Annotated in this window: 21 protein-coding genes; 12 read left to right on the top strand and 9 right to left on the bottom strand. The window is 38.9% G+C overall.

Annotated elements, in window-relative coordinates; all coding sequences use genetic code 11:
- Positions 1-154 precede the first annotated feature (154 nt).
- From ABD676_RS12385 to ABD676_RS12360, 6 genes are all read left to right on the top strand, one after another.
- Entirely contained in the window at positions 155-808 is a 654-nt protein-coding gene (locus ABD676_RS12385; protein WP_344675007.1) for an ABC transporter ATP-binding protein, read from the top strand.
- 1 nt (position 809) lies between these two features.
- Positions 810-1,277, top strand: a complete 468-nt coding sequence (locus tag ABD676_RS12380; protein WP_344675006.1) for a hypothetical protein — start codon at positions 810-812, stop codon at positions 1,275-1,277.
- 4 nt (positions 1,278-1,281) lie between these two features.
- A complete protein-coding gene (locus tag ABD676_RS12375; protein WP_344675005.1) occupies positions 1,282-1,839 on the top strand; it encodes an HAD family hydrolase in 558 nt (185 codons plus the stop codon).
- Entirely contained in the window at positions 1,836-3,323 is a 1,488-nt protein-coding gene (locus tag ABD676_RS12370; protein ID WP_344675004.1) for a S41 family peptidase, read from the top strand. The genes ABD676_RS12375 and ABD676_RS12370 overlap by 4 nt, the downstream gene beginning before the upstream one ends.
- A gap of 91 nt (positions 3,324-3,414) precedes the next feature.
- Entirely contained in the window at positions 3,415-4,872 is a 1,458-nt protein-coding gene (locus ABD676_RS12365; protein WP_344675003.1) for a S41 family peptidase, read from the top strand.
- 31 nt (positions 4,873-4,903) lie between these two features.
- Positions 4,904-5,914: a LacI family DNA-binding transcriptional regulator gene (locus tag ABD676_RS12360; protein WP_344675002.1), complete on the top strand. Its 1,011-nt coding sequence runs from the start codon at positions 4,904-4,906 to the stop codon at positions 5,912-5,914.
- 6 nt (positions 5,915-5,920) lie between these two features.
- On the opposite strand, the gene ABD676_RS12355 is transcribed toward ABD676_RS12360, so the two are convergent.
- Positions 5,921-6,337, bottom strand: coding sequence for an OsmC family protein (locus ABD676_RS12355; protein ID WP_344675001.1), 417 nt, complete (start codon positions 6,335-6,337; stop codon positions 5,921-5,923).
- Between the two features lie 215 nt (positions 6,338-6,552).
- On the opposite strand from ABD676_RS12355, the gene sucC reads away from it, so the two are divergent.
- The 3 genes from sucC to ABD676_RS12340 all read left to right on the top strand — a co-directional run bounded on the left by sucC (position 6,553) and on the right by ABD676_RS12340 (position 10,092).
- On the top strand, positions 6,553-7,752 hold the full coding sequence (gene sucC / locus ABD676_RS12350; protein ID WP_344675000.1) for an ADP-forming succinate--CoA ligase subunit beta: 1,200 nt from the start codon (positions 6,553-6,555) through the stop codon (positions 7,750-7,752).
- A gap of 138 nt (positions 7,753-7,890) precedes the next feature.
- Positions 7,891-9,216, top strand: a complete 1,326-nt coding sequence (gene hemL, locus ABD676_RS12345) for a glutamate-1-semialdehyde 2,1-aminomutase (RefSeq protein WP_344674999.1) — start codon at positions 7,891-7,893, stop codon at positions 9,214-9,216.
- A gap of 63 nt (positions 9,217-9,279) precedes the next feature.
- Positions 9,280-10,092 carry a hypothetical protein gene (locus tag ABD676_RS12340; RefSeq protein ID WP_344674998.1) on the top strand — a complete coding sequence of 271 codons (813 nt, stop codon included), beginning with the start codon at positions 9,280-9,282 and terminating at the stop codon, positions 10,090-10,092.
- A gap of 79 nt (positions 10,093-10,171) precedes the next feature.
- Here the strand turns inward: ABD676_RS12340 and argC are convergent, their stop codons facing one another.
- Genes argC through ABD676_RS12320 form a run of 4 tightly spaced genes read right to left on the bottom strand, consistent with a single transcriptional unit; the run spans position 10,172 to position 13,638 of the window.
- Complete coding sequence (argC, locus tag ABD676_RS12335) at positions 10,172-11,194, bottom strand: N-acetyl-gamma-glutamyl-phosphate reductase (RefSeq protein WP_344674997.1); 1,023 nt, start codon at positions 11,192-11,194, stop codon at positions 10,172-10,174.
- Positions 11,195-11,244: 50 nt separating this feature from the next.
- Positions 11,245-11,691 carry a GNAT family N-acetyltransferase gene (locus tag ABD676_RS12330; RefSeq protein ID WP_344674996.1) on the bottom strand — a complete coding sequence of 149 codons (447 nt, stop codon included), beginning with the start codon at positions 11,689-11,691 and terminating at the stop codon, positions 11,245-11,247.
- 1 nt (position 11,692) lies between these two features.
- Positions 11,693-12,880 (bottom strand): argininosuccinate synthase, encoded by a 1,188-nt coding sequence (gene argG / locus ABD676_RS12325; RefSeq protein ID WP_344674995.1) that lies wholly within the window; start codon positions 12,878-12,880, stop codon positions 11,693-11,695.
- Between the two features lie 41 nt (positions 12,881-12,921).
- The gene (locus ABD676_RS12320; RefSeq protein WP_344674994.1) at positions 12,922-13,638 is read right to left on the bottom strand and encodes a GNAT family N-acetyltransferase; all 717 of its coding nucleotides are present in this window, start codon (positions 13,636-13,638) and stop codon (positions 12,922-12,924) included.
- Positions 13,639-14,145: 507 nt separating this feature from the next.
- Between ABD676_RS12320 and ABD676_RS12315 the strand changes: the two genes are divergently transcribed.
- Positions 14,146-14,397 (top strand): hypothetical protein, encoded by a 252-nt coding sequence (locus ABD676_RS12315; protein ID WP_344674993.1) that lies wholly within the window; start codon positions 14,146-14,148, stop codon positions 14,395-14,397.
- Positions 14,398-14,469: 72 nt separating this feature from the next.
- Here ABD676_RS12315 and ABD676_RS12310 read toward each other — a convergent pair whose 3' ends face one another.
- Positions 14,470-15,762, bottom strand: coding sequence for an SGNH/GDSL hydrolase family protein (locus ABD676_RS12310; protein WP_344674992.1), 1,293 nt, complete (start codon positions 15,760-15,762; stop codon positions 14,470-14,472).
- A gap of 23 nt (positions 15,763-15,785) precedes the next feature.
- The gene (locus tag ABD676_RS12305; RefSeq protein ID WP_344674991.1) at positions 15,786-17,006 is read right to left on the bottom strand and encodes an OmpP1/FadL family transporter; all 1,221 of its coding nucleotides are present in this window, start codon (positions 17,004-17,006) and stop codon (positions 15,786-15,788) included.
- A gap of 174 nt (positions 17,007-17,180) precedes the next feature.
- Between ABD676_RS12305 and tpx the strand changes: the two genes are divergently transcribed.
- Complete coding sequence (gene tpx, locus ABD676_RS12300; RefSeq protein ID WP_344674990.1) at positions 17,181-17,678, top strand: thiol peroxidase; 498 nt, start codon at positions 17,181-17,183, stop codon at positions 17,676-17,678.
- 83 nt (positions 17,679-17,761) lie between these two features.
- Here the strand turns inward: tpx and ABD676_RS12295 are convergent, their stop codons facing one another.
- The gene (locus ABD676_RS12295; protein WP_344674989.1) at positions 17,762-18,934 is read right to left on the bottom strand and encodes a trans-sulfuration enzyme family protein; all 1,173 of its coding nucleotides are present in this window, start codon (positions 18,932-18,934) and stop codon (positions 17,762-17,764) included.
- Between the two features lie 290 nt (positions 18,935-19,224).
- Positions 19,225-19,515 carry a hypothetical protein gene (locus ABD676_RS12290; RefSeq protein WP_344674988.1) on the bottom strand — a complete coding sequence of 97 codons (291 nt, stop codon included), beginning with the start codon at positions 19,513-19,515 and terminating at the stop codon, positions 19,225-19,227.
- 282 nt (positions 19,516-19,797) lie between these two features.
- Here ABD676_RS12290 and ABD676_RS12285 point away from each other — a divergent pair, with 282 nt between their 5' ends.
- Positions 19,798-21,699, top strand: coding sequence for an alpha-L-fucosidase (locus tag ABD676_RS12285; RefSeq protein ID WP_344674987.1), 1,902 nt, complete (start codon positions 19,798-19,800; stop codon positions 21,697-21,699).
- Positions 21,700-21,708 lie beyond the last annotated feature (9 nt).

Raw genomic sequence — 21,708 nt, 5'->3', positions numbered from 1 at the left:
CGAACGAGATCCGAACAAGATCCGACTAAAATCCGAACAAATTCCTTAAGTGTATCGAAGCAAACTATAGCTTGATTAAACTTTGTATAGTGCCAGTATTTAGCATTACATTAGCTAAGTCTAATTTTCGGATTCCTTTTCTTATTTTCGCAATATGATCTTACAAGCCAACAATATATTTAAGTCCTACGGGAAATTGGAAATTCTTAAAGGTGTCAGTGTGACGGTTAAGAAAGGCGAGATTGTTTCCATCGTTGGGGCATCGGGTGCTGGAAAAAGTACGCTATTGCATATTATTGGAACGCTGGATAAACCCGATCGTGGTACGATATTGATCGAAGGTCAGGATGTCTTTTCTCTTAATGAAAAGCAATTGAGTGAGTTTCGAAACAAACATATTGGCTTTGTATTTCAGTTTCATCATTTGTTACCAGAATTTACAGCATTGGAAAATGTCTGTATTCCGGGATATATTGCCGGTCAAGATCGTCAAGCAGTAGAAGCACGTGGAATGGAGTTGTTGGATATCCTAGGCGTAAAACACCGGGCAGGGCATAAGCCTTCGGCCATGTCGGGTGGAGAGCAACAACGTGTTTCTGTAGCTCGTGCATTGATTAACAATCCAACCCTGGTATTGGCAGATGAACCTTCGGGTAATTTAGATTCTGAAAATGCTACAGCATTACACCAGCTGTTTTTTGACCTACGGGACAAGATGCAACAAACATTTATTATTGTAACCCACAACGAGGATTTGGCTCGTATATCCGACCGCACGATTCATATGCGTGATGGATTGATTTATTAATATGCAGAAGATTTTAATTACTTACGGAACACGTCCGCTAGCACAACGTGTTGCCAATTTGTTAAAGAATAAATTTGAGGTACTCTTCGCAAGTTCAGAAGAAGTGCCTTCATTTTTGAGAAATACTTATCCGCAGATTCCAACAGGAGTCAATCCAACATTTGCTCATGAAATCCTAAAATATTGTTTGGATAATCAAATCGATTTTATCCTTCCATTGGGTTATTCAGAGCTGGAGAGTCTAGCGGAATCTAAACTTCTTTTTGAAGAATACAATATTCAGCCCTTAGTCCCAAATTTGGCCGATCTTCCCTTATATTTTGTGATTGAAAATCCAGGTTCCGATGTGCCTATTCAGGTTTATTCTAAAGGACAGTCTTTAACCGACGAGCAAAGCCTTTCTTTACCGGCTACTGGTTTGTTGTTATTGTCGGATAATCAAGAAGAATTAGCCATTATAACGGTATAAGTAGATGAAGTGGAATGAATTGCCTATGGACAAAAAGCTTTACGTTTTTGAGCTAGATGATGTCCTCTATCCAAAGCAAGATTTTTTGTTACAGATTTACTATTTATTTGGTCAATTTGTAGAATTTAAAGAGGGTAAAAGCTTGGCAACCGAGCTTACTGAATTCATGAAAAAAATCTTAATAGAAAAAGGTGAAAATGCCGTTTTTGAAGAAGTAAAGAAGCACTTTATCTTTAAGGAAGATTATACTGAAAACTTTGAACGACTGCAAGTAAACGGACATTTGCCCCTCAAATTACTGTTGTTTAATGAAATTAAATTACTTTTCGCCAGTTTGATCGAACAAGGGAAAACCATCGCTGTATTAACAGCTGGAAATCCGGCTTTGCAATTAAACAAGCTGAAACATATGGACTGGCAAGGTCTGGATAAGGGAATCCGAGTTTACTTTTCTGATGAACTCTTGTTTAGAAATATTGATCCTATTCCTTATATTGCTGCTGAAAATGGAGTTAATCCAAAAGACATTTTATATCTAAAAGAAAAACTAACCAAATTATGATTAAGAAAAGTATATTATTCGGCGCCCTGATCGCAATGTTTTTTGCTAGCAGCTGTGAAAAGGATCCTGTTAAAGGAGAGGATGGAGAAGGTAAAGACCCCGATAAAGAAACTTTATTTAGAGATTCAGCCTATTATTATTCGCTCGCATTATCCTTATGGGAAGATAAACTGCCTTCCCCTACAATTAAGAATGATCAAATTGATTTGCAGGCATATACTGGGAAATTTGCAGATGCAGAGGCCGTATTGAATGATTTGAGAAAGTATGCTACATTAGATCGTTTCAGTTTTGTAGATCGCACAGGTGATGTAAGCTCAGAGATTCAACAAGGTGTTTATAAAGAAACAGGAGCGGTCCCAATCTTCTTATTGGAAACAGCTGGTGCCACAAAGGCACAAATGTATATTCGTTTAGTACAAAAAGGATCGCCAGCAGCTGATGCGGGTTTAATGCGCGGGATGAAAATTGTCAGTGTGAATGGTGATAAAGACGTATTATTGGATCCTAATGGATCAAATAGTCAAAAGGCTATTCAATTGTACCAGAAATTTTTCACAGGCGATAAGTTGGTTTTAGAAGTAGTAAACACGGATGGAAAAGCTAGTACCATTACCGTAACAGGCACATCCTATAAAATGGATCCTATTTTAACCAACAAAGTGTTGGATCTGAATGGTAAGAAAGTGGGTTATTTTGCCTATACCTCTTTTATTAATGTTTATACCGGTGGCAAGCCTAACGAGCACTATAACAAGATGAAAGCTGCATTTGATGGGTTTGCTGGAGTAGATGAGTTAGTTGTCGATTTACGCTACAATGGAGGTGGATCTACTCTATCTGCTGAAGAATTGTCCAATTTCTTGGTTCCAACGGCTAATGCTAAAAGCGAAATGTACAAGTATAAGATCAATAGACACTTAATTGCGGAAGGTTTCAATAATGAGGGTATGCCATTTGGCCCGGTTAATTTTGACAAGACCAATACTTTAAATTTAAAACGAGTTTATTTCTTGGTTACCAAATCTACTGCTTCTGCAAGTGAGTTGGTTATTAATAATTTGAAACCATATATGGATGTTCAAATTATCAGTACAGGAAATGTTGGTTCATATGGTAAGCCGGTAGGATTTTTTGAGTCTAAAGTTTTAAAAGGATACGCATCATATTATATTACCTCTTTCCAGATGTTGAACTCAAAAGGAGAGGGTGATTATTTTTCAGGATTAATAGGTACGAAAAAAGATGCTTATGAAGGATTTACCAAACAACTTGGTGATCCAACAGAGGGAATGTTATCAGAAGCTTTATATCATATTGCAAACGGTAGCTATCGTTCATCTTCTGCTAGCGCAAGCTTACGTAAAACCAGTCGTTCTGGTAAAGCGGAAATGGAGCCAAGTAATAAACAGCCATTGAATCCGCACGGAATTGGTATGTATAAATTTGCTGATGAAATAAAATCACTTCCAGCAGCATTTTAAGTTAATCCATTCAGTATGTGCTGAGTCTATTACTCTGAACTTGCTTTCATGAAAGCAATATATATAATTACGTAAATTAAAGATTGAGCACATGCTGAATAGATTTATTATCGCTGTCATATTTTTTACATTTATAGCCTGTAAAAAGGATCCCCAAAATGTACCTTCGCCGCCAAAACCAGGGCCTGAGCCTAGTGCAAGGACCAAGGAGCAAAAGGTAAGAGACAGCATCTATTACTATTATAAATTATATTCTTACTGGGAATCTTCAATCCCAACCTATAAACCCATTTCGGATATCTCGGATAAGTATACCAATAATAATAGTTTGTTGACTTTCCTGATGAATCAGACTCCGGTTAAAAACAACTATGTATTTCATGGCCCCAATAGTCCCTTGGAGGATTATACGGGCCCTCTAGATCGTTTTTCCTGGATCGAGAACCTGAGTTCTAATTTTGGTGCAAGCAGCCGTGCGGATACCTACGATGGATTTGGTCTTTTCGTGGTTTTTGAAAGCAATGCACCTACAGCACCTCTTTACATCGGAATGGTAGAAGGAGGATCTCCTGCAGCTGTCGCCGGATTTAAACGTGGGGACAAGGTGATTAAAATGAATGATTTGACCACTGTCACCTATGCAAACTACAATTCTGTTAATAATGAGCTGAATAAGTCCATGCTTACGATGAAAGTTCTTCGTAATGGAGTAGAAATCGAACATACTATTCAAAATAAAACTTACAGTATTTTTCCAGTAGTAAAAGACTCTGTCTATACGGTTGATAATAATAAAGTTGGTTATTTTGCATTTTCTTCATTTGAGGAAATGACAGATGATTCAGGCAATTATACCACCATGTACACTGCCATGGAAGAAGCTTTTAATAGTTTTGGATCTGCGGGAATTAAGAAAATTGTAGTTGACCTACGTTATAATACAGGCGGCTATGTGAGTACGACTATTTACTTAGCCAACAAGATTGTCAATAGTTCTGGAGCCGGCAAGTTGATGTTTCGCTATGACGTCAATAAGAATTTAAAAGATCAAACGAACCCTGGTGGAGACTTCGCTGATGTTCTATTCAACAAAAGGAATAATACAGAAATCACGGATGTTTATTTCTTAGTTTCAGACTACACTGCCTCAGCAGCAGAGATTGTGATCTCGGTATTAAAGCCTTACGCAAAAGTTTATATCATTGGCGAGCATGGAAGTACTTATGGTAAGCCTGTAGGATTTTTCCGTCAGGATATTATGAATACCGTAGGATTATGGGCCGCTTCATTTAAAATTGCCAATGCCGCTAATTATTCAGACTATTGGGATGGTATTCCAGCAGATAAGGCTGGGGTATTGGATAATGTACGCTTTGATTTTGGTGATACCCGAGAGACGATGTTAGCAACGGCCTTGGCTCATATCAAGACAGGTTCATACACTTTAACAGGAGCAAGTGCGAAGGCTAGTACACGTGTTGGAGCATCTCCAAGTAGCCGATCGGTGATGGTTAACAAAATACCGATGCGGAACATGATAAAGGATTAAAAAATCGTTATTTAATTATTAACTTTACTGCATGGCAGGAAATAAACCAACAACGATTAAAGAAATTGCGCGGAAGTTGAAAATATCGCCTTCCACGGTTTCACGCGCTTTGAACGATCACCCCAGCATAGGCTTGGTGACGACCATGCGTGTAAAGAAAATGGCTGAAGAGATGGCATATGAGCCAAATCAGACAGCTATCTTTTTTAAACAGCGTAAAACTTTTACTATTGGGGTAATCCTTCCCAAATTATCGGAGCCATTTTTCTCCGAAGCGATCAGTGCCATTGAAACAGTCGCTGAAGATAAGAAATATACGGTACTCCTAGGACAATCCCTGGACAATGAAAACCGTGAAGCTCAAATCATACAGACCTTTAAAAAACACCGAGTTGATGGAATATTGATTTCCATGGGTAAAAATACTGGTGATACCGACTTTGAAGATATTCTTTCCAAAACGGAAATTCCAGTGGTTTTCTTTGACTGTGTTCCTGATTTAGACAATGTGCATAAGGTGTATTCCGATCTATCCTCTGGAATGGTGGAGGCAATCGATGCATTTGTAGATCGTGGTCACCGTAAGATCGCTTTAATCAATGGGCCGGAGGCTTTGTTGGCATCTAAAGAACGTTCAGAAGCTTTCTTGAATGCTTTAGCAAAACAAGGTATTTCAGCTGAAGAGAGTTATATTGTTCATACAGACTTGACGGAGCAAGGAAATGAAGAGGCCATGGAGAAGTTATGTTCCTTGGCAGATAGACCATCGGCAGTAGTATCCTTCAATGACTTTGTAACCTTAGACTTAATTCGCTATGCGAAGCAACGTGGTATTATCCTTAATCAGGATATGTTTTTCATCAGCTATGCGAATTATCCGCTTTGGAAATACATGGATAATCCACCTATGGGGAGTATTGAGCAGTATCCGGATGTGCAAGCACAGAAGGCTGCGGAGATACTTTTTGACTGTATCGATAAGAAAGAACATGTTGCTACGCCGCAACATGTTGTATTCCCATCAAAATTAGTATTGAAATAATCCTAATTAGTTTATTTGAATGCTGTAAGTGATATCAATGCCACCATTGGCTAGCATATCGTGTACAGAACAGTATTTCTTGACAGCTAATTCAGCTGCTTTTTGTGCTTTGGCTTCATCAATATCACCTTTTAATTTAAAAGCGATATGGATCTTGGTGAAAATATTCGGGATTTCCTCACGACGATCGCCTTGAACTTCCACTTGTATATCTTGTAGGTCTTGACGTTGTTTTTGCAAGATGGTTGTCAAATCGAAGACACTGCAAGAACCTAATGCCATAAGTACCAATTCCATTGGACGAACACCTTTACCTTCACCGCCGATGGAGTCTGGACCATCGATATTCACTTTTACGGATGATAATTCACTAGAGGCTTCAAAATGAACGCCTTGATTTAAACGTTTTAATTCTACTTTCATGATCTAGCTATTTAAGATGAACACAAATTTACGAAAAAATACGGCGCTGTTGGTGTCAAAAGTCACATAAGCGGGTATTGAATGTACGTGGAAAATCATTTTATGAGCAAGGGAGTAGTGGAAAAGAAAATATGGGTTTAGCAAAGAAATTAATCCAAATAATAACTTGCCCCTTCGGAATAAATACGCTATTTTTACATCAAATTTTTTTATCAATGAACATTCACGAATATCAAGGAAAAGAAATACTTAAGAGTTTCGGAGTAAGCGTACAAGAAGGTATTGTTGCCGAGACCCCAGAGCAGGCTGTAGAGGCTGCTAAGCGAATGAAGGAAGAATTCAACTCGGATTGGGTTGTGGTAAAAGCACAGATCCATGCGGGTGGCCGTGGTAAAGGTGGTGGTGTGAAGTTGGCAAAAAACCATGATGAAGTATTGCAACGTGCAAACGACATCATCGGTATGCAGCTTGTAACTCCGCAGACTGGTCCAGAAGGTAAAAAAGTTAACAAGGTTTTAATCGCTCAGGATGTTTACTACCCTGGTGAAAGTGAAACTAAAGAATTCTACATGTCTGTATTGTTAGACCGTGCAACAGGTCGTAACATCATTATGTACTCTACAGAAGGTGGTATGGACATCGAAGAGGTAGCTGAAAAAACTCCTCATTTAATCTTCAAAGAAGAGATCGATCCTAAAGTAGGTTTACAAGGATTCCAAGCTCGTAAAATCGCATTCAACTTAGGCCTTACAGGTGCAGCGCACAAAGACATGGTTAAGTTCGTAGCTGCATTATACAAAGCTTACGATTCTATCGATGCTTCTATGTTCGAAATTAACCCTGTATTAAAAACTTCTGATGACAAGATCTTAGCAGTAGATGCGAAAGTAAACTTGGATGAGAATGCTTTATACCGTCATAAGGATATCGCAGCAATGCGTGATATCGCTGAAGAGGATCCTACAGAAGTTGAGGCTGGTGAGTCTAACTTAAACTACGTTAAATTAGATGGTAACGTGGGTTGTATGGTGAATGGTGCTGGTCTAGCGATGGCTACTATGGACATCATTAAATTAGCTGGTGGTGAACCTGCAAACTTCTTAGACGTAGGTGGTACTGCTAATGCTGAAACTGTAAAAGCTGGTTTCAACATTATCCTTAAAGACCCTAATGTAAAAGCTATCTTAATCAACATCTTTGGTGGTATCGTTCGTTGTGACCGTGTTGCTCAAGGTGTAATCGATGCTTACAACGAAATCGGTGATATTCCAGTGCCAATTATCGTTCGTCTTCAAGGTACGAATGCTAAAGAAGCTAAAGAATTGATCGATGAGTCAGGATTAAAAGTTTACTCAGCAATCTTATTAAAAGAAGCTGCTGAATTAGTAACTAAAGTATTGAACGAAGGTAAATAATCTCCTTCTTCTTTAAATATAAGAGGCCTCCAGTATTGGGGGCCTTTTTGTTTTGACATAATTTTAACATCAAATGGGCTATTTCCGCTACGCAGCTTCCTATTCCTCAGTACTAAACTGTACCTTTGTGCAAACAAAATGAATTACATCATGACAACATCTACTTCGGATATTTCACGTAAGAAATCAGCTGAATTATTTGAGAAGGCAAAGGCTTATTTTCCTGGTGGAGTAAATTCTCCGGTGCGTGCCTTTAAATCTGTATATGGAACGCCATTATTTATTGAGCGTGGCGATAAAGCTCATTTATGGGATGCGGATGGCAATGAGTTTATTGACTATTGTTGTTCTTGGGGACCTTTAATCTTAGGTCATAACAATGAAGAAATTCGCGAGGCTGTTCAAGCCCAACTGGGTAAAGGCCTAAGCTTTGGAGCACCTACTGCATTAGAGAATCAATTGGCAGAATTGATTTTAAATAATAACAAGAAAATTGAGAAAATACGTTTCGTAAGTTCTGGTACCGAAGCTGTCATGTCAGCTATTCGTTTAGCTAGAGGATATACCAAACGTGATAAGATCGTTAAATTTGAAGGCTGTTACCATGGTCACTCGGATTCTTTATTGGTAAAGGCTGGATCGGGTTTAGTAACCTTTGGAGAGACTTCTTCTGCTGGAGTTCCTCAGGCTTTTGCTGATGAGACGATCGTTATTGCATTGAACGATAAGAAAGCATTAGAGCAAGTATTTGCTGATTTCCCAGGTCAAATTGCTGCGGTTATCATTGAAGGTGTACCAGCGAATAATGGCTTGTTAATTCAAGATAAAGATTACATTCATTTTCTACGTGATATTACAAAAACCAATGGTTCCTTATTGATTTTTGATGAGGTGATCACTGGATTCCGCTTAGGATTTGAAGGAGCATCTAAATATTACGATATACAACCAGATATTCTTACTTATGGTAAGATTATCGGTGGGGGTATGCCTGTGGGTGCTTACGGAGCTTCGCATGAAATCATGGGTAGTATTTCCCCAGACGGAGCTGTTTACCAAGCAGGGACATTGTCTGGAAATCCAGTTGCGATGGCTGCTGGTATTGCTGCATTATCCATTTTGGCTAGACCTGGTTTCTATGAAGGATTGGAGAAAACGACACAGGCATTCGTAGAAGAATTACGTGCTTATATTGCGGAGAAAAACTACGAATTGAACATCAGTACCATTGGTTCTATTTTCTGGTTTGCTTTCTCAAGTAATGCTAATATTCAGCGAGCGGATGAAATTGATCCTACTTCCATGGAGAAATATAAGGTGATGCACCGTGAATTATTAAATCGTGGGATTTATTTTGGCCCTTCAGGTTATGAGGTTGGATTTATCTCTGCAGCACATACCGAAGAGGATTTAAAAACTACTTTGACAGCTATAAAAGCAGCGTTGGATCTTGTGTTTCAATAAAAGGTAAAACCAAATTGAGGTTTATTTGTTCTACTAAAAACAATTTTGACAAAAAACTTTAACATGAAAACAATTAAATCGGCATTAGCAGTAGCAGCTGCTACACTAGTTTTGGCATCGTGCAATACACCGACCAAGAATAAAGATGGTGAAGTAAAGGACTCTACAGCGCTTTCTGATTCGGTTGGAGCCATTGCTGTAAATCCATTGCCGCACGCTAAAGAGTTTCCTGGAGCGACCTTAAAGATTGCTTCCCTTACTTCAGAAAAGTTAGGAACGGACTCTGCGAAGATTACGGTAAAATATGATGTTTCGAACTTTAAGTTAACAGAGCAAACAGAGCATACTCACCACATGGCAAATTCACATGATGGTCAGCATATCCACTTCATTTTGGATAATAAGCCTTATGTCGCTTTGTACAAACCTGAGCATACATTTACTGTGCCTTTGAATTCAGAGCATTACTTAATGTCCTTCTTATCGCGCTCATTCCATGAGTCGATCAAGACGGCTGATGCTTCAAAATTAATTAAGTTCAAGGTAGAAGCTGATGGAAAGATTGCAGAACTTCCTAAGCCAACAGAACCTTCCATCTTCTATAGCCGTCCTAAAGGCGATTATAAAGGAGATGAAACAAATGTACTGTTGCTAGATTTCTTTGTGGCAAACACGACCTTAGGGGCTGATGCGAACAAAATAAAGGCAACCATCAATGGTCAAGAGTTTACGTTAGATCAGTGGGTTCCTTATGAGATATTAAACCTTCCTAAAGGTGAGGCAACGGTTAAATTGGTGTTGGTGGATAAGGATGGAAATGCAGTTACAGGCGATAATGTTTCTGTAGAAAGAACAGTTAATCTGATGGAGCAGTAAGCGGATAAGATTAATTTCAAATAAAAGCCCGATGAATATCAAAATTCATCGGGCTTTCTTTATGCTGATTATTGGTCAATTAAAACCCTACAGACTTCAAGTTTAAGCCGGCACGTTCATCCAATCCAAACAACAGATTCATGTTCTGCACTGCCTGTCCCGAAGCTCCTTTTAATAAGTTATCCGTTGCATTCAAGATCAACAGTTTATTGCCGTGCTTCTCGATGTGGATAATGCTCTTATTGGTATTTACGACTTGTTTAAGATCAATGTTTGCTTTGGAAACATGTGTAAAAGGGTGCTCTGCATAATAATTATTATACAAATCATAAGCTTCTCCTTCGGACAAGTCTGAATCCACATAGATAGCAGAGAATATTCCCCTTGGGAAGTCACCACGCTGCGGTATAAAGTTGATTTTATCTGCTGCACGTTGCATTAAAGAACCAGCTTCATCATCAGCAAGGAAGCCCGGTTGTAGCTGATTCAAAGACTCCGAAATCTCTTGAAGATGTTGGTGATCGAATGATTTGTAGGCCGATAAATTATTGTTTCTCCAAGAGAAATGAGTTGTTAATGTTGGTTTTTGACCAGCACCCGTAGAGCCTGTCGTTGCATTGACGTGGATTTGGTCTGGCAATAATCCTTTGCTAGCCAATGGTAGCAAGGCCAATTGGATGTTCGTAGCGAAACAACCTGGATTAGCGATGTATTGCGCAGTTATTATTTCCTTTTTGTTCAGTTCCGGTAAGCCATATACAAAATCCTTCCCTTGGTATGCTGTATTGGATTTCAACCGAAAGTCTTGAGAAAGATCGATAATTTTAACCTTCGCGTCCACTGGATTTGCCTCTAAGAATTTGCGGGCATCACCATGTCCAACACAAAGGAATAAAACATCAATATCGCTGTGAAAATCCGAACTGAAAGTCATTTCGGTATCCCCAAATAAATCGTTGTGAACATCCGATAGTTTATTGCCTGCATTAGATGCTGAATTCGCAAATACGATCTCTACATTCGGATGGTAAATTAAGACCCGTAGCAGCTCCCCTCCGGTGTACCCGGCGGAACCTACGATGCCTACCTTAATCTTTTGCATAGTCATTTATTTACTAAAATGGGCACAATATCCCTATTGCGCCCATCTTATTATGTTAATCGTTTATATAATAAAAACTCCGTATCGGGTTCTTGTAATTGGAACCCTAATTTCTGATACAGGGATTGGGCAGTGGAATTATCAACCTGTGTTTCCAATTGCACAAATACAGCACCTTCTGATTTTGCAAAGCTCATAGCTGCTTCGATTAATTGTTCACCATATCCAGTCTTCCGATATTCAGGGTGAACATATAGATCGTTTAAAATCCAATTCTTAACCGCTCTCGCTGAAGAATACTTCGGATAGAGTTGGGTAAAGCCCACAGCTTTATCCTCTTCAAAAGCCATAAAAACAATGGATTCTTTATTCTGTAACCGATCTAGAATAAATGCTTTGGAGCGAATTAAATCTGATTCTTGTTTATAGAAAACCCGATACGCATCAAATAATGTCCCCAGATCATCCAACTGTTCCAATGTGGCTCTGCAGATCATCTTAGCCTTTGCCGTTTACTTTGTGCCAGATAATTGTTTGGTTTCCGAAGATTTTAGAGAAGCCTTTTACATCATCACCAGTATAACCTTCGTTCATTTCACCATAGCTACCAAATTTATTAGACATTAAATCGTGTTCTGATTCGATACCTAAGATAATAAAGCGGTGAGGGTGTAATTCCACGAATACACGTCCTGAAACAGTTTCTTGAGCGCTTTGTAAGAAAGCCTCCATATCACGCATGACTGGGTCATGCATTTGACCTTCGTGCATATAGTTTCCGTAGAAAGCTGATAATTGGTCTTTCCACGATAATTGCCATTTAGTCAAAGTATGTTTCTCCAAGGTATGGTGCGCTTTGATAATGATAAGTGGACCTGCAGCTTCAAATCCTACACGGCCTTTAATACCTATGATGGTATCTCCAACGTGAATATCACGTCCAATGCCATAAGGCTGAGCCAAGGCTTGAAGCTCTTGAATCACACGAACAGCACCGATGCGGTTACCGTTTAAAGCTACTGGTTCACCTTTTTCGAAGTCAATAGTCACTTGTTGTGGCTCTGTTGAAGTGATAGGAGTAGGCCATGCTGACTCTGGTAGGTATTGGTTGGACGTTAAGGTTTCAGCACCTCCTACAGAAGTACCCCAAAGTCCCTTATTGATAGAATATTTTGCTTTTTCTGCAGAATACTCAACACCATGACTGTTTAAATAGTCAATTTCAGCCTCACGAGATAATTTCAAATCGCGGATAGGCGTGATGATCTCAATACCAGGAATAAGAGTCTGGAAGATCATATCAAAACGTACCTGGTCATTACCTGCTCCTGTAGAACCGTGTGCCACGCATTCAGCACCGATCTTCTTGCAGTAATTAGCAATTGCAGTTGCTTGGCAAACGCGCTCTGCCGATACAGATAACGGATAGGTAGCATTTTTTAGCACATTACCGAAGATTAAATACTTGATGGTATCCTTGTAATAATCTTCTGTCTCATCGATTGTAGTATGCGACTTTACGCCAAGTTCATAAGCTCGTTTTTCAACAGCTACTAATTCTTCTTCGGAGAATCCGCCTGTATTGACAATTACGGAATGAACTTCTAAACCTAAGTCACGTGATAGATAGATACAACAAAATGAGGTATCCAAACCACCACTAAATGCTAAAACTACTTTTTTCATCTTATAACGATTAATATGCTGATAATTACAAAAATAACAATTTAAAATCCTTTTACCGGTTTAATGCCCACCGGTAATATGGTCGCTACGAACTTCTTAGTAGACTTCCATAGCTTTGCCTCGATACGTTTCAAAAGAGACTGTTTCTTAGAGATCCGATCCAAACGTTCTTTCGCTTCTGCTCGACGTTGAATCTTCTCTTTCAATTCTTTTTCCTTTTCTTCAGGATCCCACAACATCGCTGTACACATGCAGTTCTTGCGTTCCTTGGACATTAAGATGTCGTAGTTCACACAAGACTGGCATCCTTTCCAGAATTCCTCATCTTGAGTTAACTCGGAATAGGTTACAGGTTCATATCCTAAATCTGAATTGATCTTCATCACGGCTAAACCAGTGGTAAGACCAAATATTTTTGATTTGGGATATTTCTCTCTTGATAATTCAAATACACGCTTCTTAATGGCTTTTGCTAAGCCTACCTTACGGAAAGTAGGGTTGACGATCAATCCGGAATTGGCAACATAGTCTCCGTGGCCCCAAGTTTCTATGTAACAGAAACCAGCCCAAGTACCATCCTTGTGTAAGGCTATAACCGCTTTACCCTCCTCCATTTTGCGTGCCACATACTCTGGCTTACGACGTGCAATGCCTGTTCCTCGAGCCTTTGCGGACTCGAACATCTCACTACAAATCACATCAGCATAGTCAACATGAGAAGCTGTTGCGGGAATAATCAAAAAATCTGAAAGTGTCATTAATATTGTCGACCTAAAAATTGAAATACCGAAGTATTTGGATTACCTAATTAACTTAAAAAATCATCCATCGAGCTTGATGGAAAACCAACATGGAAATTTGCCTGCCTCGTAAATCAAGCTCGAGGCAGAATAGGTCGTCGGAATCGAAGTACAGGACAATTAAACGAGCGAATACTGTAATAAGCCTTCCTGACAAGCTTCTGTGAAGCTTGTTCGAATGAACTCAAAAACAACTTGTTACAAATCATCTATTATCTCGTTTTATATCCTGTGAACAGACAGCGCAAAAGTAAACAATTATTTTTTTCTTTTATGCAATATCATTGTAGTTTTTTTATATAAAAATCTTTATCTATTCAACTTATTTGCAATCCTTTCAATTAGACCTCCACTTTATTGAAACGTTTAAAATCTTTCATTGTTTTGTAAGTTTTTAGTTCAATTAGGCACTTTTGCTTCTTTACCATAATAAATCCTTAGTTTTGCCTAAATTTTAAATACATCATGGTAGGTCCAAGCATTATTTTTTATATACTTTTTGTTATTCCTTACGTTTATTTCATGTACTGGTTAGTGAAACAAGACAAGAAAAAACACATGTGGGGAATTGTTGTAGTGACAGTTATTGCTCTTGCTGGGGTACTTGTCTCTCAAACCGCTAGTAAATTAGCTATGGAAAACTACAAACAACATCAGATAGATGCGCGCGAACAAGAACAAGAAATGCATTTAGATAGTTTGAAAAACAAACATTAAGACTAAAAAATAGAACATAAAAAAGGCGTTGTGATCTTATTCACAACGCCTTTTCTTTTTTATTGATTCTGATTATTCACCAGGGAATTTTACTCCTGGATAGTTACTGATATCTACAGTAGGAATCGTTGATTTATATTGTTTGTTGATGGCTTCAATGAATAGGTTTGCTACAATAGCATTACCCATTGGCGTTAAGTGAACACCATCCAATGAAAAGGCATTCCCTGTAATGTATGCCGAGCTGATAGCAACCCCATTGTAGATGTATCCACCTTTTACTTTGTTCAAGAAAGCATGTACATCAGCAACTGCTAGGTCTTTTGACTTTGCAATGTTCTTAATGATGGCATTGATCTCATTGACACGACTCACAACCTGAGCAGCTTCATCCTTATCCAATACATATTTGTCTTCAATTGGATTTCCTGGGTGAACACCATAAGGTCTTCCCAAATTATCTGGAACACCTAATTTTTCAGTAGGGAAGGTCAAAACGAAACGATCTTCAGCTGTAGCAACTCGAGGAGTTGTTTTAGTCGCTATTACTACGTTCTTAACTTGTCCATTGGTTTTTGCTTCAACACCTGCATTGATTCGTGCAGTAGTTACTGTGTTCAAAAAAGGGATGGTTGTCACATCAGGGATGGTCGCTACTACGCCTTTTTGGCCACCTTTAGTCAAAGCATCAATAAAAGTAGAATATGCAAATTGGAAAGTAGTTGTGTTAATCAATGCGTTTGTTGGATTTGTTGTCACAGCTCCATTAGTTGCATAGCCTAGCACATCGTTATTCCCTAACCAAAAGGAAAAGAAACTATGCTCATGAGAAGCAGCATATTCAATGTATTTAGTCTTTCCTACAGCTGCATCCGGCAATAAACGCTCAAAATAGGGGTTTCCCGCTGTACCACTCATTTCAGCTACTAGAGATAGATCCAAACGCATGCCGGGAACACCTAAGTTTTGAATAGGGTCTAAATACTTGGTGAACAATGGTTGTGGTGTTGTCGTACGAACTGCCTGAGCTGGTACTTGTTCAGTAACTGGGTTTCCGTCTACCAAACCTTTTAATTTGATATAGCCCGTTCCGTTTGCTTGTTCAGCACTGAAGAACGGAGAAGTAAATTCGCCTCCGCCTACAGCTTTCATTTGCTCGGCAATTAGGTTCGGGAATGCTACTTTTTGTCCTTCTAAATATAGACCATTATTGGCATATCCAGAAGTTAAGGAGTTACCGACAGCGATAAACTTAGAAAAGTCAGCAGTTCCTTTGCTTGGCTCGAATTCATCTAAACTAGGCGCACATGAACTGGCCAATCCTAAAATTGCCAGCCCGATATATAAGTTAAATTTCTTTTTCATGATGTTCATAATTTTAATAGGTCTTACCAAGCGTAGCTAATAGAAATTCCGGGAGCATGAATATTGGTCTCGTATGCACCTCTCAATAGCGTTTCAGCATTGGTTGTTGTTCTCTTTAAGATTTTTTGGAACACATATGCTGCTGATAATTGCCAGTTCGGGTTGAATTTATAAGTCACACCACCTGCTGCCATTAAACGGTTGTTGTCCGGTGTTTCTGGATAAACATAACTTGCTCTTACTGGTGTGTGAACATATCCACCTCCTACACGTAATTCCAATTTATCAGAAACTTCATAATTGATACCTGCTTTTGCTGAAAAAGCATTTTCATACTTTTTAGCTGATCTAGTGTCTTGTAATGCAGGTGTGTTGTTCTCATAATCAAAAGCTAATTCTTTGTAGATGCTGTAATTGATGAAAGATGCATCAATAGCTGTTTTAACTCTTTCTGATAATGGGAAAGCAATACCTACGTTGAAAGATGATGGCAAAGGTAATTCAGCATCAAATTTACCATTCGGGAAATTCGCTGCTAAAGCTTGAGGAACATCGAAAGTAACATCTCCACCTTCTAATTTTGTGATTACTTTAGAGCGGTAGTTCAAGGAAATGGCAAATTGATCGTCCAGGTTATAGTGAACACCCACATTATAACCCATACCAGTACCAGTACCTTTTAATTCTGCGTGACCTTCTCTTCCATCAGGTCCATAAACTGGAAGGGATCGACCTAAATCTACAATACCAACATTGTAAACAAAACCACCACCTACACTGAATTTATCATTTAATCGAATACTTAAAGTTGGTTGAATGTAGAAGGAACGCATAGACAGGCTTGTCAAAGAAAAGCGTCCTGGCCATTCTTTTCCCCAGTCAACACCACCACCATAAGGGGTGTAAACACCGATACCTGCTTTCCACCAAGAGTCACGAGGACCAAAGGCTGCAAATACACTGACAGGAGGGGATATTTGAAAGCGCGTATGGTGTACATCCTGACTTCCTGCTTCTTGGAATGCCGATCGATACATAATCGCAGAAGCTCCAACTGAAATGGCGTTACCTTCCATTTTCGCTAAAGCTCCAGGGTTATAAACAATGGATGTTTCGTCAATGAAAAGGGCCGAACCAGCACCTGCCATTCCAACCGCTTTTTGACTTTGCGTATTCACCTGAGAGCCCTGTGCAAAGGCTAGTACAGGCGATGCCGCTAGTAAACAGAGTAATAATCGTTTCATATAATTATTGATTAGCGTTTCTAATTGTTAAATAGTATGCTAACATAATAAATTTTTGTTAAAAATTTATATGTTTTGTCAAAATTACTAAATCTTCAAGCATTCCATTTTTTATAAAACATATTTTAGGGTATATTGGTTTAGATTTATAGAAACTTAAAAAAATAGTTCATTATGTCTGAAGTATCATTTAAAGGTAATGCGGTGCATACCAGTGGAAATCTCCCAAAAGTTGGTGATGTAGCTCCGGATTTCACATTAACAACCGGTGATTTATCACAGAAATCGCTAAATGATTTTAAAGGAAAACAAGTAATCCTAAATATTTTCCCAAGTATCGATACGGGTGTTTGTGCGACATCGGTAAGACAGTTTAATGAGAAGGCTTCTGGATTAGACAACACAGTAGTATTGTGTATCTCCAAAGACCTTCCTTTTGCTCAAAGTCGCTTCTGTGCAGCAGAAGGATTGGAGAATGTAGTTACTTTGTCCGATTTTAAAGACAATGGTTTTGCAGATGCTTATGGTGTTAAATTTACGGATGGTCCTTTAGAAGGATTGTTGAGCCGTTCGGTTGTTGTTGTAGATACCGATGGTAAAGTAAAATATACCGAGCAAGTTGCTGAAACTGTAGAAGAGCCAAATTATGATGCAGCACTTGCTGCTTTGTAAGCTCTGAAAACAAAAGGAAAAGCTGCTTTATTTTTAAGATAAAGCAGCTTTTTTTATGTGTTTTAGCCCAATTGAGCATATTGTTATTTACTAGCTTCCAAAGCTTGTAAGATATCTTGAATAATATCTTCTTGATCTTCAATTCCTATAGATAACCGAATAGTACCAGGACGAATTCCTAATTTCTCGCGTTCTTCTTCTTTTAATTTGGAATGTGTTGTAGTACCAGGGTGGGTAGCAATAGAGCGCGAATCTCCAAGATTAGAAGTGTACAAAATCATTTTTAGGGCATCCAAGAATTTGAATGCGCGTTCTTTTCCACCTTTGACTTCGATGGTTACAATTCCTCCTCCAGCTTTCATTTGTTTCTTTGCAAGTTCATACTGTGGGTGAGAAGGTAAGAATGGATATTTTACATCAGCAATTTCGGAATGTTTTTCCAAAGTCTCTGCTAAAGCCAGCGCATTGGAACAATGTCTATCCATACGCAACCCTAAAGTCTCCACACTTTTAGATAATACCCAAGCATTAAATGGAGACATGGCTGGTCCAGTGTGTCGAATGAAGAACATCAATTTATCCATCAACTCTTTCTTGCCAACTACAACTCCTCCCAATACACGACCTTGTCCATCCATGTATTTGGTAGCGGAGTGTATCGATAAATCGAATCCATATTTTAAAGGCTTCTGTAAGTATGGTGTAGCAAAGCAATTATCGATAGCAAAGATGATATTTGGGTATTTCTGCTTTAAGCTTCCTAACCATTCCAGGTCCACCAATTCTAAACCAGGATTGGATGGTGATTCTAAATAGATAAATTTTGTGTTAGGTTGAATTGCTTTCTCCCATTCCTCAGGATTAATCGCATCCACATAAGTCGTGGTTACTCCCCAACGAGGAAATAATTGAGTGAAGAGTTGATGTGTAGAGCCGAAGATGGCACGAGAGGATACAATATGATCGCCCTGCTCGATGAAACCAGCAAAGCTTGCAAATACAGCACCCATTCCTGATGCAAAGGCTAGACCTGCTTCTGCACCTTCAAGTAAACAAACCTTATTGATAAACTCCGTCGTGTTCGGGTTGGCATAGCGAGAGTAGACCATAGCCTCTTCTTCTTCTGCAAACACTGCGCGTCCTTGTTCTGCACTATCAAATATAAAACTGGAAGTTAAGTATAAAGGAACCGAGTGCTCTCTGGTATTGGAACGTGGAGCTTGTTCTCGGATAATTTTAGATTGTTCGTTGTTCATGATGAACAAATGTATTTACTTTTCCATAAAAATCGGAACAGTAAAGAGAATAATTTTCGAGCTAAACCAAAGTTTTTATTACGCAAACCGTTGCTTAAGTCTCTTGATAGCCAATTGAATAGCGACTTATTAATTCCAATCTGCTGTTTAACTACCTATTTAGTAGGCATTAATCTGTTTTTTATCTGAAATTAATCGATTGTCAGTAATCTTTGAGAAACTCGTAAAAAGATAAAACCCAATTTTACCACTTAAGTAATAGTTGGGTTTTATGGGTAGAAAATAATCTCTTAACTTCCAGCTATCGGACTTCCAAATAGGCCTACCGCAAGTTCAATCCAAAGAATGGCTATAAGTAACAATAGAACCCCAATAAATATCCAAGCTTTTCCTTTGGGTTTTACATGCTTGCTTATCAGATCAACCCCTAAGGCTGTTCCGAATAATAAAACTCCCGCCACTAAAAAATCAAATGCACTCCAGTTAACTTCCGATGTAAATTGCATAGCTATTGCTGGAATTAGCAATAGGGTACCTGCGATGAAGTATGCAGGGTTGATGCGTTGGTTTTGTATGGTCATATCTCTTTTCTTTAATAATTGTTAAACGTTTAAAAGTACTTTGAGATACAAAGTAAATGATTATATCCCTTATTTTCCAAAATTATTTTAAATATTATATTTAATATTAGTTCTGTTTCACTGCGCATTAGAAGTCATGCTGTACCTACGGCATGGTCTATATTATCATTTTGATACTGGTCATTTTCAACGTAATAATTCTGTTGGATGGGTTTTAAAGCTGTGCAATTTTTCCCATTCAGCTCAATATTATGTATCTTAATGCCGTTTATTTCATTGTTTATGAGCAGATCAACCTTATTCTCCTTGTTTCTATTAAGTCCATTATTGGCTATTTCGCAAACTGCACCTGCCCCTTATGGTGCCCTGCCTAGTGAGCGACAATTGCGTTGGCATGAAATGGAAATGTATACATTGATTCATTATACACCAACGACATTTCAGAATAAAGAATGGGGATTTGGCGATGCTGACCCTGCGATATTTAATCCGCAGCATTTTAATGCCAATCAGATTGCTGCTGCAGCTGCTGCAGGTGGATTTAAAGGACTCATCTCTGTGGCTAAACACCATGATGGTTTCTGCCTTTGGCCTACAAGAACAACCAAATATTCCATCGCTAGTTCACCTTGGAAAGAAGGTAAGGGCGATATGGTGAAGGAGTTTATGCAAGCTGCTCATGCCAATAGCCTTGAGTTTGGTGTCTATCTTTCTGCTTGGGATCGTAATGATACACGATATGGCAGTCCGGCTTATGCGGAAGCATATCGTGAGCAGCTAACCGAGTTGATGAGCAACTATGGTAATCTATTTACCTCTTGGCACGATGGAGCCAATGGGGGCGATGGCTACTATGGAGGAAAGAATGAAAAACGAACCATTGATCGGACCACTTATTATGAATGGACAGAGAAAACCTGGCCTATTGTACGCAAATTGCAACCTATGGCGATGATCTTTTCCGATGTTGGTCCAGATATGCGATGGGTAGGGAATGAACATGGCTTTGCTGCTGAAACTTCTTGGGCTACCATCACACCTAAAAGTACCACTGGAAAGACTCCAGTACCGGGAGAAGTTGATGGATCTAACCTGCCAACAGGAGATAGAAATGGGGAATTTTGGATCCCAGCTGAATGTGATGTCCCTCAAAGACCAGGATGGTTTTATCATGCTGACCAAGACAGCAAAGTGAAAACTCCTGATCAATTATTCGAAATCTATTTGAAATCTGTGGGTAGAGGTGGAGGAATGAATTTAGGTCTGGCGCCTATGCCAGATGGGGTGTTACATGAAAACGATGTTCGATCATTGAAAGCATTTGGCAATAAAATACAAAAGACATTTGCTAAAAACCTAGCCGAAGGTGCTTCTGCAAAAGCGAGCAATATCCGTCAAAACCATCAGGAATTTGGTACACAAAACTTATTCGATCAAGATCGCTACAGCTATTACGCCTCGGATGATCAAGTTCTTCAACCTTCCTTGGAAATTACACTCCCACAAGCGCAAGAATTTGACTTGATTCGATTGCGAGAGAATATTAAACTTGGACAACGATTGGACAGTGTATTGATTGAAGTATGGGAGGAATCTAAATGGAAACCTTTAGCCAAAGCAACAAGCATTGGTGCTAATCGACTTATAAAATTAAAACAACCTGTAAAAGCTAATAAGTTACGCGTTCAATTATTTGCACCAGTGGCGCCTACTTTAAGTGATTTTGCCTTATTCTTAGAAGACAAAACTCCATTTACTTTTGGGGGCACAGCTACTAATAAATTAGATAAGAAAGCCATTACCATCATTCATGCCGATAAACATATCCCTGAAGCATTGGATGATGATCCTCATACCTTCTGGGAAACTACCCTGATTTCTCCAGGATATGTGGAGATGCGTTTGGATAAAACCTATACATTATCTGGCATGGAATATACCCCAAGACAGGATGGTAAGACTTCTGGTATCCCAACAAAATATTGGGTAGAAGTTAGTATAGATGGTAAGACATGGCGTCCTGTGGCACAAGGAGAATTTGCCAATATAAAGGCAAATGCCATCACCCAATCCATCGGTTTTGGCTCGCCAAAAGAAGTCCATTACATTCGCTTTAAACCTAGCGAAAATCTAAGTGGAGATAAGCAATTTTCTGTAGCTGAATTCGATTTTTTACTTAAATAAACTTAAACC

Source organism: Sphingobacterium kyonggiense, assembly GCF_039536825.1.
GTDB lineage: Bacteria > Bacteroidota > Bacteroidia > Sphingobacteriales > Sphingobacteriaceae > Sphingobacterium > Sphingobacterium kyonggiense.
The sequence above is the reverse complement of the archived record's forward strand: the minus strand, read 5'-3'. Positions and strand labels throughout refer to the sequence as shown.

Bases quoted from the DNA above. Each gene is read 5' to 3' on its own strand.
- ABD676_RS12305 (WP_344674991.1), bottom strand. From the start codon at position 17,006: ATGAAACGATTATTACTCTGTTTACTAGCGGCATCGCCTGTACTAGCC.
- argC (WP_344674997.1), bottom strand. From the start codon at position 11,194: ATGCAAAAGATTAAGGTAGGCATCGTAGGTTCCGCCGGGTACACCGGA.
- ABD676_RS12330 (WP_344674996.1), bottom strand. From the start codon at position 11,691: ATGATCTGCAGAGCCACATTGGAACAGTTGGATGATCTGGGGACATTA.
- ABD676_RS12385 (WP_344675007.1), top strand. From the start codon at position 155: ATGATCTTACAAGCCAACAATATATTTAAGTCCTACGGGAAATTGGAA.
- ABD676_RS12315 (WP_344674993.1), top strand. From the start codon at position 14,146: ATGGTAGGTCCAAGCATTATTTTTTATATACTTTTTGTTATTCCTTAC.
- ABD676_RS12295 (WP_344674989.1), bottom strand. From the start codon at position 18,934: ATGAACAACGAACAATCTAAAATTATCCGAGAACAAGCTCCACGTTCC.
- ABD676_RS12380 (WP_344675006.1), top strand. From the start codon at position 810: ATGCAGAAGATTTTAATTACTTACGGAACACGTCCGCTAGCACAACGT.
- ABD676_RS12365 (WP_344675003.1), top strand. From the start codon at position 3,415: ATGCTGAATAGATTTATTATCGCTGTCATATTTTTTACATTTATAGCC.
- ABD676_RS12340 (WP_344674998.1), top strand. From the start codon at position 9,280: ATGAAAACAATTAAATCGGCATTAGCAGTAGCAGCTGCTACACTAGTT.
- ABD676_RS12320 (WP_344674994.1), bottom strand. From the start codon at position 13,638: ATGACACTTTCAGATTTTTTGATTATTCCCGCAACAGCTTCTCATGTT.
- ABD676_RS12355 (WP_344675001.1), bottom strand. From the start codon at position 6,337: ATGAAAGTAGAATTAAAACGTTTAAATCAAGGCGTTCATTTTGAAGCC.
- ABD676_RS12370 (WP_344675004.1), top strand. From the start codon at position 1,836: ATGATTAAGAAAAGTATATTATTCGGCGCCCTGATCGCAATGTTTTTT.
- tpx (WP_344674990.1), top strand. From the start codon at position 17,181: ATGTCTGAAGTATCATTTAAAGGTAATGCGGTGCATACCAGTGGAAAT.
- ABD676_RS12375 (WP_344675005.1), top strand. From the start codon at position 1,282: ATGAAGTGGAATGAATTGCCTATGGACAAAAAGCTTTACGTTTTTGAG.
- ABD676_RS12285 (WP_344674987.1), top strand. From the start codon at position 19,798: ATGAGCAGATCAACCTTATTCTCCTTGTTTCTATTAAGTCCATTATTG.
- sucC (WP_344675000.1), top strand. From the start codon at position 6,553: ATGAACATTCACGAATATCAAGGAAAAGAAATACTTAAGAGTTTCGGA.
- ABD676_RS12290 (WP_344674988.1), bottom strand. From the start codon at position 19,515: ATGACCATACAAAACCAACGCATCAACCCTGCATACTTCATCGCAGGT.
- ABD676_RS12360 (WP_344675002.1), top strand. From the start codon at position 4,904: ATGGCAGGAAATAAACCAACAACGATTAAAGAAATTGCGCGGAAGTTG.
- hemL (WP_344674999.1), top strand. From the start codon at position 7,891: ATGAATTACATCATGACAACATCTACTTCGGATATTTCACGTAAGAAA.
- ABD676_RS12310 (WP_344674992.1), bottom strand. From the start codon at position 15,762: ATGAAAAAGAAATTTAACTTATATATCGGGCTGGCAATTTTAGGATTG.
- argG (WP_344674995.1), bottom strand. From the start codon at position 12,880: ATGAAAAAAGTAGTTTTAGCATTTAGTGGTGGTTTGGATACCTCATTT.